The sequence below is a fragment of the Arsukibacterium sp. UBA3155 genome (assembly GCA_002364615.1).
GTDB lineage: Bacteria > Pseudomonadota > Gammaproteobacteria > Enterobacterales > Alteromonadaceae > Alishewanella.
In genome coordinates this window covers 169778-185510 of sequence record DEYP01000016.1, presented here as the reverse complement: position 1 = coordinate 185510, position 15733 = coordinate 169778, and the positions used below count along the sequence as shown (strand labels likewise).

Genomic DNA, 15733 nt, shown 5'->3' with positions numbered 1-15733 from the left:
GCTTAAACAAACCAGTTTTGTATGTACTTAACACAGATTATAAACCGATTTCAGCTGACGACAGGCTGAATAACGTCAATGCGGAACAAAAATGCCGATAGCTGAATTAACGTTAATTTTAATCCTGGCGATGATAACCAGTCTGCTGGCAATCATTTCATTACGACCGCTGGCGGGGAAAGTGGGTTTGCTGGACATCCCACATGGCCGTAAACAGCATAGCGGCGCAGTGCCGTTAATTGGTGGCCTGGCAATTTATATCACCCTATTGCTGGTTTTGAGTAGTCAGCTTTCTACAGACCCGATGCTTGGCTACTATCTGGCGTGCTCGGCGGTTATTGTTATCCTTGGCGTATTTGATGATGCTTTGGATTTAAGTGTTAAATTGCGTCTTGTCGTGCAACTTGCTGTTGGCCTGGCAATGATATACAGCCTGGAACTGCATATTAGTAATTTAGGTAATCTTTTTGGCTTAGGTGACGTCGGGTTAGGCGTGCTGGGTATTCCTGTAACCTTAATTGCGGTAATTGCGGCAATTAATGCCTTTAACATGACCGACGGCATAGACGGTTTAGCCGGACTGCTCAGCATGGTAAGTTTTAGTAGTGTTGCCGTATTCATGTTGTTGTGGGGCCAGGCCAGCCAAGCGCTGTTGCCGCTGGTATTTATTGCTGCATTACTCCCTTACCTGGCGTTTAATTTGGGCTGGGTTAAGCAGAAAAAAATATTTATGGGCGATGCCGGCAGCATGTTAATCGGTTTGTCGGTAATTTGGTTGTTGCTGATAAGCACCCAAAGCGAAACCGCCAGCTTCCGGCCCGTGACTGCCTTGTGGTTGATTGCCATACCCCTAATGGATATGGTGGCAATAATGCTACGCCGGATACTAAAAGGTCAGTCGCCATTTCTGGCTGACCGTGAGCATCTGCATCATATCTCGTTGCGACTTGGATTGAACTCCCGCGAGTCACTCATTCTGATCACGGCGCTGGCCTGGGTGTTTGCCTGCATCGGTATTATTGGTGAATATTTGCTGGTACCCGAACCGGCAATGTTAGCCCTGTTTTTCCTGGTGTTTGCCTTGTATATCGGCCTGATGCAAAATATCTGGCGCATTATCTCAGCCATTCGCCACAGCTTAGCCAATCGACGCTAGTCTTGATTTTCAATAATCGTTTTATATGAGCCTACTATGCTAAAAAAAATCTTAGTTGCCAGAGCAACAGCGATGTTAGGAGACCGTCTGGTTAAATTAGTCGCTGCAGCGGTATTAACCATTTTTGTTGCCCGGGTACTGGGAGCCAGTGAGTTAGGTATTTTCTCTATTGTGATGGCGTGGAGCACCTTTCTGGTGCCGCTAACCAGCATGGGGCTTAACAATAATGTAGTGCGGCGCATCGTGCAGCAGCAAAGTAGTCAGCAAGCAATGACCCTGCTGTACAGTGCAGTAACGGTTCGTCTAGCCCTGGGGTTACTTGGTGGCAGCCTGATGCTGCTGGGTTTTTATTTACTGTATCCGGATATGCTCAGTGGTAATAAGGGCATTGCTATACCGGTATTGTTTTTACTGCAAAGCTTTTTTGGCTTATTGTTATTTGAGTTTTACCTGAATTATCAAGGTACGTTTCGAAGCACCGCCTACACCAAAACCGTTATTACACTTGTCAGCTTTATCGCAAAACTGGCATTGCTGTATAGCGGCTTTGGCATTGCCAGTTTGATCCTGATCACCGGCATCGAGTTTATGCTGGTAGGCGTCGGGCAATATTTGTTATACCGCTACAAACAACAACCTTTTATACCCGGTGAAGCCCCCTGGCCCGCTTATCACCCACGCTGGTTCGACGCTGAGCAAATTAAACCACTATTAAAGCGCTCCAGCTGGCTGTGGGTGTCGGGTATTGTTGCTGTGGTATATCTTAAAATTGATATTGTTATGCTCGGCGCGATGGCGGGTAGCGAGCAGGCCGGTATATACGCAGCCGCCAGTCGTTTATCAGAACTTTGGTATGTCTTTCCGGCAACTTTAGCCACCCGCTATTATCCGGACATGTTAAAAAGCTATCACCATGGTTTAACCGTGTACTATTTAAAATTACGCCGGTTTGGTTTGCTGTTCTTCAGTGCCGCATTTTGTATCGCTCTGGCCATGACACTGGCAGCCCCGTGGTTAATAACACTATTATTTGGTGAGGGGTTTACCGCGGCCATTGAAGTGCTGCGTATCCATATCTGGGCCGGATGCTTTATTTTTGTGCGCTACCTGATTAGCCAGCATTTAATTATAACCGAACAGGAACCCCTATCACTGGCAAGCCATAGCATTGGCGCACTACTCAATATTGGGCTTAACCTGTGGTTAATTCCAACCATGGGTATTGTAGGTGCCGCCTGGGCTACTTTAATTTCCTATGCTTTTGCCTCATTTTTTTTCTTATTCTTCTTCGCCAGTACCCGTGCACAGCTCTGGCAGCTAATAACCGCACGTCATGCTGGTCAACGTTAAAAGGGTTTTATATGAACAAGCCGCTGCTGGTTGAAATTAAAGGTGTCCAGTTTCGCAATAAAGGCGCCTATCTGATGTTACTGGCTTGTCTGGACGGTTTAAAAGGCCTGCCAGATTATCAGTTAGTGCTCTCTCCGGGGCCGAACTTACCTTACCCGGAGCGGGCCCGGCTTGGCGCCTGGCAAAAACTGGCATTCCGGCGTAAAGGACTGGATTTAACAGGTGTGATAGCCAAACTGCCGGCTGCCCTGCAACGGCTGTTTAAACGCTACGGCATGGTAACCGAACGCGACATCGATATCGTACTGGAAGCCAGCGGCTTTGCTTATGGTGATCAGTGGCCATTGCAGTTTTTGCAAAATACTGCCAAAGAAGTGAAGCGTTTTCATCATGCCGGCAAGCCTTTCGTTTTTATGCCGCAAGCATTCGGTCCTTTTGCCAGTGAGCAGAGCAAAGCAGCGATGCGAGACATTATTCACCATGCCAGGCTTATTTTTGTACGTGACCCCGTGTCTCTGGCTCACTTACAAAGTTGCGTAAACCCGCTACCTGACAGTGTAATTTTAACTCCGGATTTTACCGTGGGGCTAACTCCGCTGGCTAATCATGAGTTACCTGAGGTCAGTAAGCCTTACGTTGCACTGATACCAAACTCCAAAGTTGTGTCAAAGTATAATCATGCTGATGCAGAAGCCATGCGGGCAAGCTACGTCGGCGCTTTTGCCGCTGCGGCAGATAAACTTACGGTGTTGGGATACCAGGTGGTACTGGTTAATCATGAGGGGCGTGAAGATGCTGAGCTATGCGCTGAAATTGCCAAATTATCACCCTGTGGTCTGGTCCAGATTGAAGACCCGCTAGCAGTCAAAGCTTTTATCGGTGGCGCTGAGCTGGTGATCAGCTCGCGCTTTCATGGCGCGGTAAATGCGTTAAGCCAGGGCGTGCCCTGTATTGCTACCAGCTGGAGCCATAAGTACCATGCCATGATGAGTGATTTCGGTATGGCTGATTATTGTGTACAAGATCTTACAGCGGGCAGCTTATGCCTGACTATTGATTTGCTGCTGGCCAGTAAAACTGACATTCTGCCGCAGCTGGCCGATAGCGCAGCACAATTAAAACAGCGTAATCAACAGATGTGGCAGCATTTATGGCCGCATCTGACGCCGGGTAACTAAAGTTACCCGCCAGTTCATTACCGTCTGATAACTTGGCTAACTTACGGTACGGCTAAAGTGGACCGCTACGCTAAGGGTGTTGTCTACTGTCTCCGGCCCGCCGCACATTTCATCATAAGCTGACTGGTGAACCAGAAATGCCTCACGCACGACACACTCGTTAAACGCCAGTTTCACTTCTTCCACGCTGTGGAATTGCTGGGGGCGGTTATTGTTATCAACAATGAAGCCTTTACGGCTGTCGAAATCGACTTCAACCAGATAAATACCCATTTCAAGGGAATGGATTTTTAGTTCATCAATCCGCACTTCCTGCCGGTTCAAATGAGCAACACGATGATAATGCATAACAAGGCTCCAATTAGTTATTATTTATGTCCTGTGTTTAGACCTTAATCTGTTACGCGACGCATTCCGTTATAGATTAATTTTCAACCAATAAAAATGGCAAGTAGCATGTCAAGACGGTGAGCATTCATTACTTTACCTACAGGTTAAAAAAAAGCTACTATCGGGAATGTTTTATTCGGCCGTTGCGATAACGCTTATCGCCTTTAGGTACTGCCATGGATGCCAGTTTTTTTCGTTGTAAACAGGTTCTTGTTGTTGAAGACAGCTCACCAGTGCGTGCATCGGTCAAAGCCATGCTGCAAACAATAGGGTTTGAGTCGATTCACCTAAGCCGGGACGCCAACGATGCTATAAGCCGTTGCCAAAATATTCCATTTGACTTTATTCTGTGCGACTTCAATCTTGGAGAGGGTAAAGACGGTTATCAATTGTTCGAGATACTCAAACAACAAGCACTGATGCCACCGCTGTGCTGTTTTATTATTATCAGTGCTGAAAGCCAGCGCCAGTTGGTACATGGTGTCATAGAACTGCAACCTGATGACTACATTTTAAAACCGTTCACCTTTCCAATATTAAACGAGCGGATTATTCGGGCGGTCAGACAGAAAATTGCCTTAAGAAAAGTCCATTTAAATCTGTTTGAACATAACTTCAGCGACGCCATTAAAGAATGCGACAGCGTAGCCAGAAACAAATCCGAATTTGCTTTTCAGGCCATGCGAATTAAAGGTGAATTATTACTAAAAGCCGGAAAATATCAGCAGGCAGAACAGTTTTATAAGCAAGTATTAACCCAGAAAGCATTACCCTGGGCCAGACTGGGCGCGGCTATTGCTGCTTTTTATCTGGAGCGCTGGGATGATACTGAACTACAGTTAGCCGATTTAACTCAGTTTGACATTACTAAAGTGGAAGCACTGGATTGGCTGTCGCATCTGATGGTGAAATATGGCCGCTACGACAGTGCGCAGCAAACCTTATATCAAGCGGTGTTGTTATCACCACAAAATATTGATCGCCAACGCACACTTAGCAACCTGAACGTCATTATTGGCGATAAAGAGGCCGCAGCGCGAATTAATGGCAAACTGGTCGCCACGGCTCGCTATTCCGTTGACGAAAGCCCCGAAAACTATTTAAACCATGCCCGAAGCTTAATTGATGTCGCTTACAGCAAGAACCCTCTGGAGCGAACGATTATTTTGCAAAATGCCAGTCAGCTGGTCGATAGTGTGGCAAAACGGTCAATAGATAACGGCTGGAATAAAGCGGTGAATGTTGTCCGCAGTCGCATTCTGGCAGCGAAAGGCTTACTTATTGAAGCAAGGCAGCCACTGCTTGATAACGGCGTAGCCGATAAAGCAGAAAAAATGACGATCGACAGCTGCATGGATGCGGCCAAAGCTTATTTTGAATTGGGCGATATTCATAGCAGTCAGTTTTATATCGACAAACTGGCCAGTTATTTAATTAACGATGATTATCTGACCGAAACGCAGAAAATTATGCTGAAGATGGAAAAGATCAGGCATGAGGAGCTAAAAGCAGCCATTAAACAAATTAGTGGTGAAGCTGGCGATGCTTACGAAAATGGTTTTTTTATTCAGGCGGTCAGCTTGTTTTGTGAAACGTTTGACCTGATGCCGACTAACACCATACTGGCGATGAATATTCTGCAAACGGCAAGCAAATGCGATAGCTTGCCGGTAAAATACCTTCGTTATTGCAAGCAAGCGATAAAGTTACTAAAAGCCAGCGTGCTTGAGAAATCCATTCAGGATAAATTTAAGCATTATGTCACGTTATTATGTGAGCAGTATCCGCAATTGGTGGTCCGTACCCGCCGGCCCAAAGCCAATAGCTAAAGGTACGCATACTGAATAGTTTCAATCACCCCGTAATAGCATGAGCCGCTACAAAGCGGCCAGGAAGCGTTCGCTGCGCGGTAAATAATAATTGTCATAATCCAGCGAAAATAATACTTTCCCGGCCCTGCCAATAATCTCGTGCCGTGGTACAAAACCAATGACCCGTGAGTCCGCGCTGTTATCACGGTTATCACCCAGCACCAGATAATGGCCGGCCGGCACCTGTACTGGGACAAAATTAGCCAGAGCACTGGACAATGGTGCCAACTTAACCGGGTGGGCCACACTGCCGAGCTGCTCGGTCAGCAGTATTTCACTACTGGAATTTGTTGCCATCGCCTCGGTAGGCTCATCAACTTCAGTGTATGCCAGCGTTTTGCCATTAATGGTTAACACATTTTGCTGCATTGCCACTACATCACCTGGCACACCCACCACCCGTTTTACCAAACGATTGTCAGCCGCTTCAGAGGCAAAAATAACAATATCGCCGCGCTTCGGATCGGCCAGCTTCAGCAACGAAACCGTGCTAAACGGCACCCGCAGATCGTAAGCCATTTTATTCACTAAAATACGGTCGCCAATTTCAATGGTTGGTTGCATTGAACCTGAAGGCACATCGTTCCAGTCGGCAACCGCACTGCGAAATACCAGCATTAACCCGATAAACAGCACAAAACCGCGGTTGTTGCGCCAAAACTTCTTAAGTTTATTCATAACATCCTCTGTTTTAATGGCCCGCAGTCTATACATTAATTAACCGCCGACGGCCGCCAAGCCTTGTAAGCTGTTGGTCAGACTTACGGTATGTAATCAAGTTCCGTTCTGCTCGCACAAGGCTTTTAGTTTCTGCAGCGCCACTGGCCACTTATCTGTCATAAATTGCTGGTATGATGGGTCAATTTCCTGCTCTATTTTTACTTCTGTGCCCTGAGCGACCGTTTTAAAATAATAATTCTCAAATGCCGGCGCCCAGCTAATCACCTGCTCGCTGCTTAAATCATCTTTACCAGCAACCACGAAACCGAGGTGTTTAATTGACACAGATTTAAGCGGTTCAAGCTTAGCAATAGTCGCCACCATACCATCGCCCGATGGTGATAAGAACCGGATAGGTTCGCCCTGCTGCCAGCTTCCCTCAAAATAAGAGCCTTCGCAAAAAGCCGACGTCCAGTTGCGAAAACCGGCATCACCAAACATTCGCTGCCATACAAGCTCTACCGGGGCGTTAATGACAGTACTGAAATGTATTTTAGTTATGTTACGCATGGTTGTGCTCACCAGTATTGTATTAAAGAAATGCCATCAACATTTTTCTCAGCCATTTCTTAAGTTAATAAAACATAAATACATTACAACATATAGCGCTTACGTCAACGGCTGACTCATACCTGAACAATTGGCGTGCTGTGAGCTAATAACAGAAGACTACGTCGCAGGTAGTGAAGATCGGCTTTAGCGAGTAAGATTAACACTGCGAACAAATGATAAAAGCTAGCAGAGGATAAATTTGGCAAATTACTTCATTTATACAAAAAAACAACGTTCTTCTTCGATGATACTTGTTTTAAATGCGTGCGTGGTATTTTTTCTATACCTGGCCGCACATAAATATCTTCCTGATTTGACGAACGATAGAAACGCGCTATCGCAGCTTCTTAATATTTTGAACATCGCTATTTGGTTTGTTGAAGCTTTTATACTTGGGTTAGCACTCTGGTTTTGGTTTGAAAACAAAGAAATTAGAGTTTGTGTTACGCCGACGACATTATCCTATTTTGACCCTACCTTTGGTGATGTAAGCTGGCAGGTCAATATTTCAGATATTACAGAGTTGAAGCAAATAACTGATACAACGCAAGATTACGCTACTAACTTAATAGTGCTCAAAAACGGAGAGAAGAAGCAGCTAATGTATGGGAGTTATCGTGGATTTGATCGTCGAGCCTTTTTCGACGCCCTTGTATTGGCTAATCCGAACATCATCGTCCCGGAAAAGGTTTATGGCTACAAAATTCAAAGACCAGCATGGGCAAAACGCTTCCGGAAAAAATTTGGACTAGATAAGTAATCTTTGTAGTAAACAAAAACCGGCATACCGTTTATGTGCCATACGGGCTGAGCGAAATACAAAGCGGCGCAACAAATCATCGGCCGCCGTATGGTATATCTATAGAGGGTGCTTATGTACTATTGCGCCTTCTTTGTAGCCTGCCAGTTCACGGCCTGCCATTTACCATTTTTGCGAATAAAGGTACCGCTGTTTAGAAAGCGCAAGGTCTCCGTTTCAGAGGTGCCTACCAGGGTAAACGCCACAACAGCAGTGTCGCCGTATTGCAAAATACGCACATCTTCGCTGCTATAAACGGTATCTATTTCATCGGGTTTTAGCTTGGCACTGCTGTTCACCCCTTGCATTAGCTCAGCTTTACCAAAACGGGTGCCGTTGGAGCTGGTATATATCAGCTCATCTGCCCAGTATTTATTATGAATAGCCGCATCGTTGCGGGTAGCGCCATCTAAAAACTCACTAAGTAAGGCGGTAAGTTCGGCTTTGTCATCGGCAATGGCAATGGCAAAGGTTGGGAGTAGCACGGCCGAGCTTAGTAACAAGGTGGTAAGTAGTAAACGGGTCTTCATCAATAGATTCCTGTTCTGCATCGGATTTTTAAAAGTTAAGCTACCACAAACTTTAGGTCTAAATTAATCAATTGATATTAAACAAATAAAAAAGCACCTGAACAGCGAAGTCAGGCGCTTATATTATTAACACAATTTGTTTAAGCCTATTTGGTCAATAATAACTAAAATACAGGGGCTAGCTAAACTATTTCATCATAATCTCACGTAGCTGATATTCACCCGTTATGGTTCTTACCTCGGGGTATTTAGCCGAAATTTCGTTCGACATTTTTTCATCTGCCTCACTCCATTTTTTCATAAAGGCATCGTATTTTTTCTTGCTGGGTTCTAAATCGGCACTATTGTTAAATGTAACTATTAACAACATATTAAAGTTGCCGCTGTTAGGCATATCGCTGCCATAAATTTTCCAGTCTTTAATATATCCCAGCTCTTTTTGGATCTTAACGGCTTTAACCCAACTGTCTTTCAGTCCGGCTAAATAAACGTCACCCATGTTGGGATCAACTTTTACAGTTGTTACCACCATGATTTCTTTACCAATATCGTAATCTTCATATACCTCTAGCCTGTCTTTTGCGTTTATTGCAAAACTGAGAACCAGAAAAGAGAGTGTGATGAGTATATTTTTCATTTTAAATTTCCTTATAAGAATGATAATTACTGCTCACATCAGAGAAAAACAAAGAGCCAGCAAAGTATAGTAGAAAGCCCTGAAATTGCGCTTCTAATACTTAATCGACTGAATAAATTGCATTATTTTTACTTTCCCAAAGTAAAACATTAGCAACCACTGGTTGTGAAAGTGATTGTCGGTGCAACTCCGGCGCTGCCGGATGGGCGATAGTTTTCTGAAACCCTTCAATTAACCCTAATTAAAACCCCCTTAATAAACAATAATAAGTCGGCCAAATCCTGAAAAGCCTGCAAGAAAAGCCCATTTAATTTGCAAAATATAAACAAATAATATAAATTTCAGTAATCTAATCGGGCAGGTAACAACTGAATGCGCATACAAGATTCTGTCTTAAGCTTCATGTCTAAAGCAATATTCGCAATAGGTGCTCTCTTTATCCCACTTCTAGCAAATTCTGAAGACTTAGCCACTAAAGCCGAGCAAGCTTTTTATGCAGGCGATCTTATTGTTGCAAAAAACTATTATGCTGAATTAGCACAAACTGAAGACCCAAATGCTCACTACTACCTCGGTCTGATCGATAAAATGTCGAGTGCTAAGCAACAGAACAATAAAAACATGCTGGCGCATTTTAAAAAAGCGGCAAGCCTTGGTCATTCTCTTGCTATGTGGGAGCTTGGCATTGCTTATGAGGCAGGAGATGGCGTTGGTCAGAATCAATTTATTGCGATGGATTGGTTTAGAAAGTCAGAACAGCATTCTACCCCACCAGATGATTCTGTCTTTTTTATAACCGGGTCAGATGGGACACTCACCGAATATCAACCAGCAAAGTACTTTGAACATCTGCTACTGAAGGCTCAGGCAGGCGACACAGATTCTCAATTCATTGTTGCTACTCTATATGACAAAGGGCACCTTACCTCGGTTGACCGTAGCGCTGCCTTTAAATGGTATTTGACCGCGGCCCAAAGCGGTCATATAAGAGCTTCTTATATAACCAGCTATTTTTACTGCCGAGGTATCGTCGGCGATAAAGACCTTGAGACGGCTGAATATTGGGCAGCGAAAGGCAACTTGATCACAAAATGCGAAGATTAAGGAAGATTATTAATGAATAGAAAGCAAGAGCTTATAAACGAATTACAGCAAAACGAGCACATCATTCATGTTTTATCGGTGGAAGCGCTTGAAAAAGAATATCTTGAATATAAAAGAAATTTAAAAACCGTTGCCCAACATATTGGGCCAACAAAAGATGCTGCATGGGCTGCCCGGCTAATTTATGAAGTTGGGGGTATCACTCCCGGACAGATAAAAATAAAACAATATGCTAATAAACAGTATGTAGTATTTAAAGGTCGGCCTGGAGAGAGAAAGATTTTTAAAGGCTCGCGCTATTTAACAGATCACCCCACAGTAGTGAGAATGGCTGTAGGACCAAAGGCCATAATTAAATCTGCAAAAGGTGGTTTTGTATTAACCGCTGTTCTGTGTGTAGGCATTGAAATTTTTGACTACATAATTCGTGACACTGCTTTGTTATCAGAGCTATTAGGCACAATTACCGGTGATTTGATTAAAATAGGCCTAAGCAGCATTGCAGGTTTAGCAGCCGGTATCGCTGTTGGGGGTGCCGCAATCATTGGTACCACTGCCGCTGCACCTATAATTGCTGCTATAGCAGTTGGGGTACTAGTTGGTTTCGCTTTAGACAAAATTGATGAGCATTTTGGCGCTACACAAGCCTTAATCCGAGCCTATAGCAGGCTTGGTCATACGCTTGAAGAAATAAAAAGTGATATTGAGGCTGCAAAATATGAAGTCAATCGCAACCTTAATTTTCTTGAACGCAACCCACAATTTATTCCTTGCTTATTTGGTCCCTGTGCAGGCATCAGAGGTTTTTAATGTCGCCCAAACCAGCTCAGATAATCTTTGTTGGCTTTAACTTGTTAGCCTGTTTAGGTGTTGGTTACCTGGTATTTGACATATACCGGGTTGAACAGGCCATAGCAAAGCAAGAAGAGATAGTTTTTTACGACTCCGGAATTAGCTTCTTACTGCTATCTTCTGTATTTTGGGCACTGAGCTTAATTCAATACCTTGGATTGAGAAAGAGTGAAAATACTATATACCGGCATGCCAGTGTGTTTTTAGTGGGGTGGTTCGTTGCTAGTTTGGCTATCGCTTACAGCATTTCAATTGTGCAAAAAAGCAGGTTAGAAGAAGCCAGTTATCTCGCTTGCGATGCCCCTGAGTCCTTATCCAGGGTTTCCAGGGGTAAAAGCCTCATTTACATCAAATCTGAGGAGTCTGATACAAATTCAGAACTAACTGCTTGTTCTGTATCAGGCGAGCAAAAACATTGGACTAATTAGCATTAAATAGGATGAAACTTTCTTATCAGGTAGTTCACCCCATCAGAAAAGGCGCCGCGGCGCCTTTTTGTTTTCAACAACCAACAGCTTACATGCTGATGCCGCCATCAATTTCGACGACACGGCCTGTGAAGAAATCGTTTTCAAAAATGTATTTGGCGGTGTGGGCAATTTCGCTGGCTTCACCAAGCCGCCCTACCGGTTTCATTTTTTCTAAGCGATCGCGCGCTTCTGGCTTCATGGCATCAGTCATAGCGGTGCGGATAACGCCAGGGGCAATTGCACCAACCCGGATACCATAACGGCCTAATTCGCGCGCCCAGGTTACTGTCATGGCCACAACACCGGCTTTTGATGCCGCATAATTGGTCTGACCCATATTGCCGCCACGGGCGACGCTCGACATATTAATAATAACGCCTTTAGTGCCACGCTTAACCATTACGGCTGCCGCTTCACGACCACACAGGAATACGCCGGTCAGGTTAACATCAATAACTGACTGAAACTGGGCCAAAGACATTTTGCTTTGCAGCTCACCGTCTTTGTATTTCAGCAGCAGACCATCACGTAAAATTCCGGCGTTGTTAATCAGGCCGTCGATACCGTTAAAGTCGTTATCGATTTGGCCAAAAATTTCTTCAACCTGAGCTTCATCTGCCACATTGGCGCTATAGGTATGCACGGTGGTGTTGGCTGACAGCTCTGCTTTAGCTGCCGCTAGCTGCTCGGCATTCATATCAATTATTGCCAGTTTGGCGCCTTCAGCGGCGCACATGCGGGCCATTTCCAGGCCTAAGCCTTGGGCACCGCCAGTGATAACGATGGTTTTGTTTTGCAGGTTCATACCACTTTCTCCGTAGGCGCGATTACTATGTACATTTAATCTGCGCGTAAGCTTATTTTCTCTTAGAAACAAAGCTAAAAGCTTTGTTATTGCTTAATTCTAATTTGGCAGTGACCTGGCAACCCGCCAGCCGCTGCGTACATTTTTCGTCGGACACGTCGTAAATACTTCCCTGTAGACTCCTGTTTTTCATCCATGAAAAACACGGTCCGCCAAAAAGTACATCCGCGTCTGTCTCGAGTGTAACATCGAGATCGCAAAGAACACCGAAGCAGCGGATACGGATGTACTTTTTTCTGAGACCGTTGTAGGCCATGGATGGCCGGAACCGAGCCCCAGGGACGGTTTATGGCGTGTCACAGACAAAAATGTACGCAGTAGCAGCGATTACCTACTACCTGAACAAATACTTAACCAAAACATTCGGAGTACTTGCATATCTATTAAGACTTAGGCGTCTTTAGCCAACATCTTAAAAATGCTGGAGAAATCCAGTTTGCCATTACCGTCCTGCTGGTGCTGTACATATAATTTATGCGCCAGTTCACCCAAAGGCGTGTTGCTGCCACTTTGCTTAGCAGACTCCAGCGCCAGCCCTAAATCTTTGGCCATTAAATCAACCATAAAGCCGCCCTGATAGTTATTCGAAGCCGGCACATTGTCCATCACACCCGGGCAAGGGTTATACAGCTCCAGCGTCCAGTTGCGACCTGAGCTTTTCAGCATAATGTCTGATAACACTTTCGGATCCAGCCCATTATTGATGCCCATTTGCAGCGCTTCAGAGGTACCTGCCATTAAAATACTTAACAGCATATTGTTACAGATTTTTGCGACCTGCCCTGCGCCAATGGCTCCGGCATGAAACAGGTTTTTACCCATATTGCTCAGCACAGTGTGGGCATTTTCAAAATCCTGCGCTGCACCGCCAACAATAAAGGTCAAAGTGCCAGCTTTAGCACCGCCTACCCCACCAGATACCGGTGCATCGATAAAAGCGATACCCTGCTGAGCAAGGCCAGTACCTACCGTGCGGGCACTTTCAGCATCAATGGTAGAGCAGTCAATGACCAACGCCTGCTTGCTGATCGCACTGGCAATGCCCTGCTCGCCCAGATACAGGTCAATCACATGCTTGCCTGCCGGCAGCATAGAAATAACATAATCAGTGTGACCTACCGCCTCTCTGGCAGAGCTCGCTACCTTAGCGCCTTCTGCTGCTATCTGTGCCAGCGCATCTTTTGATAAATCAAAGGCGATAACATCGTGGCCGGCTTTTAATAAGTTAGTAGCCATTGGGCCACCCATGTTTCCTAAACCGATAAACGCAACTTTAGCCATAATAAATTCCTTGCAGTTGTCCTGGTAAATTAACTATCTAACAAGCCCAGATCTTTTAATGGATGCTCGTTATCCTGCCATGGTGAACTGAACAGCAGCTCAATAACATCTGCAGGTACTTCATCCACCTGCTTATATTTCCAGTCTGGTTTTAAGTCTTTATCAATCAGCAGTGCCCGCACGCCTTCCTGAAACTCGCCCAGCTGTCCACACTGGACACTAATACCCAGCTCCAGCCGGAAGCTGTCAGCCAGTATTTTGCTCTGGCCCAGTTGCAACAGCTTAAACACAATATGCGCAGTAATCGGGCTGCCGTAGGCAAGCGACTGTTTGGCTTTAATCAGCCATTTGTCATCGCCTTCGATTGCGTTGATAGCACTAATAACCTGCGGCAGGCTGCTGATGTCGTTAAGGGCAGTGATAGCACTCTGATGCGGCCGGATCTGGCTTAGCGGCATTTTGGTACGGCACTGCTCTTCTGCACTTCGTAACACATCGGATAATTTCTGATGATTAAGGGCAATGGTTTCGCCCCACTTCACCGTCATTAGTTTATCAACCAAGGCGGCTTTGCTTTCGTGTTCGATAAAATGATCCGCTAAATGAATAAATTTGGCATCAGCTGCATTGATAGAAGCGCCGGTTAACCCTAAGAAAATACCACAGCCCGGCGGCATTCGGTTTAAAAACCAACTAGCGCCAACATCCGGGTATAAACCAATCGCCATTTCCGGCATCGCGATCCGGCTGGTTGCGGTAACCACACGGTGTGACGCGCCCGCCATCAGGCCTAAACCGCCACCCATTACAATACCGTTGCCCCATACCAGCAAAGGTTTATCGAAGGTATGGATCAGGTAATCCAGGGTATATTCTTTGGTAAAAAACTCTTCAACATAGGGGTGATAGTAATCCGGGCTTTCTTTCATTGCCTGATATAAGTCACGTATATCACCACCGGCACAAAATGCTTTATCGCCAGCGCCTTGCAATAGCACCATGGCAATAGCCGGGTCGTTTTTCCAAGCCTGTAGTTTTGGCAGTAACGACTCCACCATCGGTAAACTCAGCGCATTTAATGACTTCTCTGAATTAAGAGTGGCAACCGCAATTTTTTTACCATTGTCAGCCGTCAGTTCCTGATATAACACTACGTCTGTACTCATATTGCTCACCCGTTAATCCACTTAGCCTGACGCTTCTCTAAAAAGGCCTGCACCCCTTCGACCTGATCTTTACTATCAAACAACCCAACAAATAACTCGCGCTCTAACGGTAATGCGGCATTGATGCTGCCACTGCGACCTTGTTGGATCAGTTTCTTACACGCGGCTACCGCTACCGGACTTTGCCCGGCAACTTTATCGGCCAGCGCCAACGCGGCTTCTAATACGCTACCGGTAGGTACCACTTCTTCTACCAGACCAATTTGCAGTGCTTTTTCGGCACTAAGCCGCTCGCCACATAAAATCATCCGTTTTGCCCAGCCTTCACCGACCAGCCACGCCAGATTCTGCGTGCCACCGGCACAGGGTAATAAACCTACTTTCGCTTCAGGCAAAGCCATCTGTGCTTGTTGCTCGGCAATGCGGATATCACACGCTAATGCGACTTCTAAACCGCCGCCCATGGCATAACCATTAATCGCTGCAATAGACACACCGCGAAACGCACTCAGGGTTTCAAATGCTTCGCCAAAAATCCGCGCCATATCGCTGGCAACACCTTTGTCACCATCGGCAAACACTTTTAAATCTGCACCGGCCGAGAAGAATTTTTCGCCTTCGCCGGTGATGACTAACGCATAAATATTTTTATCGTTGCTAAGGCTTTGAACCGTATCGCGCAGCTCGGTTAAGCTGGCGTGGGTCCAGGTGTTGGCTGGCGGGTTTGCCATGGTGATAAGCGCTGTGTGACCGCGCTTTTCCAGTTTTAGTTGAGCCATTAATGTCTCCTTTGTTGGCAATACTCGGAAGTT

The 15733-nt window shown here is 45.5% G+C and carries 17 protein-coding genes; 8 read left to right on the top strand and 9 right to left on the bottom strand.

Going from position 1 to position 15733, the window contains the following annotated elements:
- Nucleotides 1–91 precede the first annotated feature (91 nt).
- The 3 genes from wecA to B2X65_RS07365 are packed head-to-tail and all read left to right on the top strand — an operon-like array spanning nt 92 to nt 3684.
- Complete coding sequence (gene wecA, locus B2X65_RS07375) at nt 92–1156, top strand: UDP-N-acetylglucosamine--undecaprenyl-phosphate N-acetylglucosaminephosphotransferase (protein WP_290611637.1); 1065 nt, start codon at nt 92–94, stop codon at nt 1154–1156.
- Between the two features lie 36 nt (nt 1157–1192).
- Entirely contained in the window at nt 1193–2506 is a 1314-nt protein-coding gene (locus B2X65_RS07370) for a flippase (protein WP_290611636.1), read from the top strand.
- Between the two features lie 11 nt (nt 2507–2517).
- The gene (locus B2X65_RS07365) at nt 2518–3684 is read left to right on the top strand and encodes a polysaccharide pyruvyl transferase family protein (RefSeq protein ID WP_290611634.1); all 1167 of its coding nucleotides are present in this window, start codon (nt 2518–2520) and stop codon (nt 3682–3684) included.
- Between the two features lie 36 nt (nt 3685–3720).
- Here B2X65_RS07365 and B2X65_RS07360 read toward each other — a convergent pair whose 3' ends face one another.
- On the bottom strand, nt 3721–4032 hold the full coding sequence (locus tag B2X65_RS07360) for a DUF6482 family protein (RefSeq protein ID WP_290611633.1): 312 nt from the start codon (nt 4030–4032) through the stop codon (nt 3721–3723).
- Between the two features lie 218 nt (nt 4033–4250).
- On the opposite strand from B2X65_RS07360, the gene B2X65_RS07355 reads away from it, so the two are divergent.
- A complete protein-coding gene (locus tag B2X65_RS07355; protein WP_290611631.1) occupies nt 4251–5903 on the top strand; it encodes a tetratricopeptide repeat-containing response regulator in 1653 nt (550 codons plus the stop codon).
- A gap of 48 nt (nt 5904–5951) precedes the next feature.
- Here B2X65_RS07355 and lepB read toward each other — a convergent pair whose 3' ends face one another.
- Complete coding sequence (lepB, locus tag B2X65_RS07350) at nt 5952–6623, bottom strand: signal peptidase I (RefSeq protein WP_290611629.1); 672 nt, start codon at nt 6621–6623, stop codon at nt 5952–5954.
- 96 nt (nt 6624–6719) lie between these two features.
- Nucleotides 6720–7175 (bottom strand): SRPBCC family protein, encoded by a 456-nt coding sequence (locus tag B2X65_RS07345; RefSeq protein WP_290611627.1) that lies wholly within the window; start codon nt 7173–7175, stop codon nt 6720–6722.
- Nucleotides 7176–7416: 241 nt separating this feature from the next.
- Between B2X65_RS07345 and B2X65_RS07340 the strand changes: the two genes are divergently transcribed.
- Entirely contained in the window at nt 7417–7977 is a 561-nt protein-coding gene (locus tag B2X65_RS07340) for a hypothetical protein (protein WP_290611625.1), read from the top strand.
- A gap of 119 nt (nt 7978–8096) precedes the next feature.
- Here B2X65_RS07340 and B2X65_RS07335 read toward each other — a convergent pair whose 3' ends face one another.
- Both B2X65_RS07335 and B2X65_RS07330 read right to left on the bottom strand, forming a co-directional pair.
- Nucleotides 8097–8546, bottom strand: a complete 450-nt coding sequence (locus tag B2X65_RS07335) for a nuclear transport factor 2 family protein (RefSeq protein ID WP_290611624.1) — start codon at nt 8544–8546, stop codon at nt 8097–8099.
- 187 nt (nt 8547–8733) lie between these two features.
- On the bottom strand, nt 8734–9183 hold the full coding sequence (locus tag B2X65_RS07330; RefSeq protein WP_290611622.1) for a hypothetical protein: 450 nt from the start codon (nt 9181–9183) through the stop codon (nt 8734–8736).
- 372 nt (nt 9184–9555) lie between these two features.
- Between B2X65_RS07330 and B2X65_RS07325 the strand changes: the two genes are divergently transcribed.
- From B2X65_RS07325 to B2X65_RS07315, 3 genes are read left to right on the top strand one after another with little or no spacing between them, the layout of a single operon-like run.
- Nucleotides 9556–10287 (top strand): tetratricopeptide repeat protein, encoded by a 732-nt coding sequence (locus B2X65_RS07325; RefSeq protein WP_290611620.1) that lies wholly within the window; start codon nt 9556–9558, stop codon nt 10285–10287.
- Nucleotides 10288–10299: 12 nt separating this feature from the next.
- A complete protein-coding gene (locus B2X65_RS07320) occupies nt 10300–11097 on the top strand; it encodes a hypothetical protein (RefSeq protein WP_290611618.1) in 798 nt (265 codons plus the stop codon).
- Nucleotides 11097–11567: a hypothetical protein gene (locus B2X65_RS07315; RefSeq protein WP_290611617.1), complete on the top strand. Its 471-nt coding sequence runs from the start codon at nt 11097–11099 to the stop codon at nt 11565–11567. Before B2X65_RS07320 ends, B2X65_RS07315 begins: the two co-directional genes overlap by 1 nt.
- An 88-nt stretch (nt 11568–11655) precedes the next feature.
- Here the strand turns inward: B2X65_RS07315 and B2X65_RS07310 are convergent, their stop codons facing one another.
- The 4 genes from B2X65_RS07310 to B2X65_RS07295 form a co-directional block, all read right to left on the bottom strand.
- Complete coding sequence (locus B2X65_RS07310; RefSeq protein ID WP_290611615.1) at nt 11656–12414, bottom strand: SDR family oxidoreductase; 759 nt, start codon at nt 12412–12414, stop codon at nt 11656–11658.
- Between the two features lie 450 nt (nt 12415–12864).
- Nucleotides 12865–13755 (bottom strand): 3-hydroxyisobutyrate dehydrogenase, encoded by an 891-nt coding sequence (mmsB, locus tag B2X65_RS07305; protein ID WP_290611613.1) that lies wholly within the window; start codon nt 13753–13755, stop codon nt 12865–12867.
- Nucleotides 13756–13784: 29 nt separating this feature from the next.
- A complete protein-coding gene (locus B2X65_RS07300; RefSeq protein ID WP_290611611.1) occupies nt 13785–14921 on the bottom strand; it encodes an enoyl-CoA hydratase/isomerase family protein in 1137 nt (378 codons plus the stop codon).
- Between the two features lie 5 nt (nt 14922–14926).
- Nucleotides 14927–15700: an enoyl-CoA hydratase gene (locus tag B2X65_RS07295; RefSeq protein ID WP_290611609.1), complete on the bottom strand. Its 774-nt coding sequence runs from the start codon at nt 15698–15700 to the stop codon at nt 14927–14929.
- Nucleotides 15701–15733 lie beyond the last annotated feature (33 nt).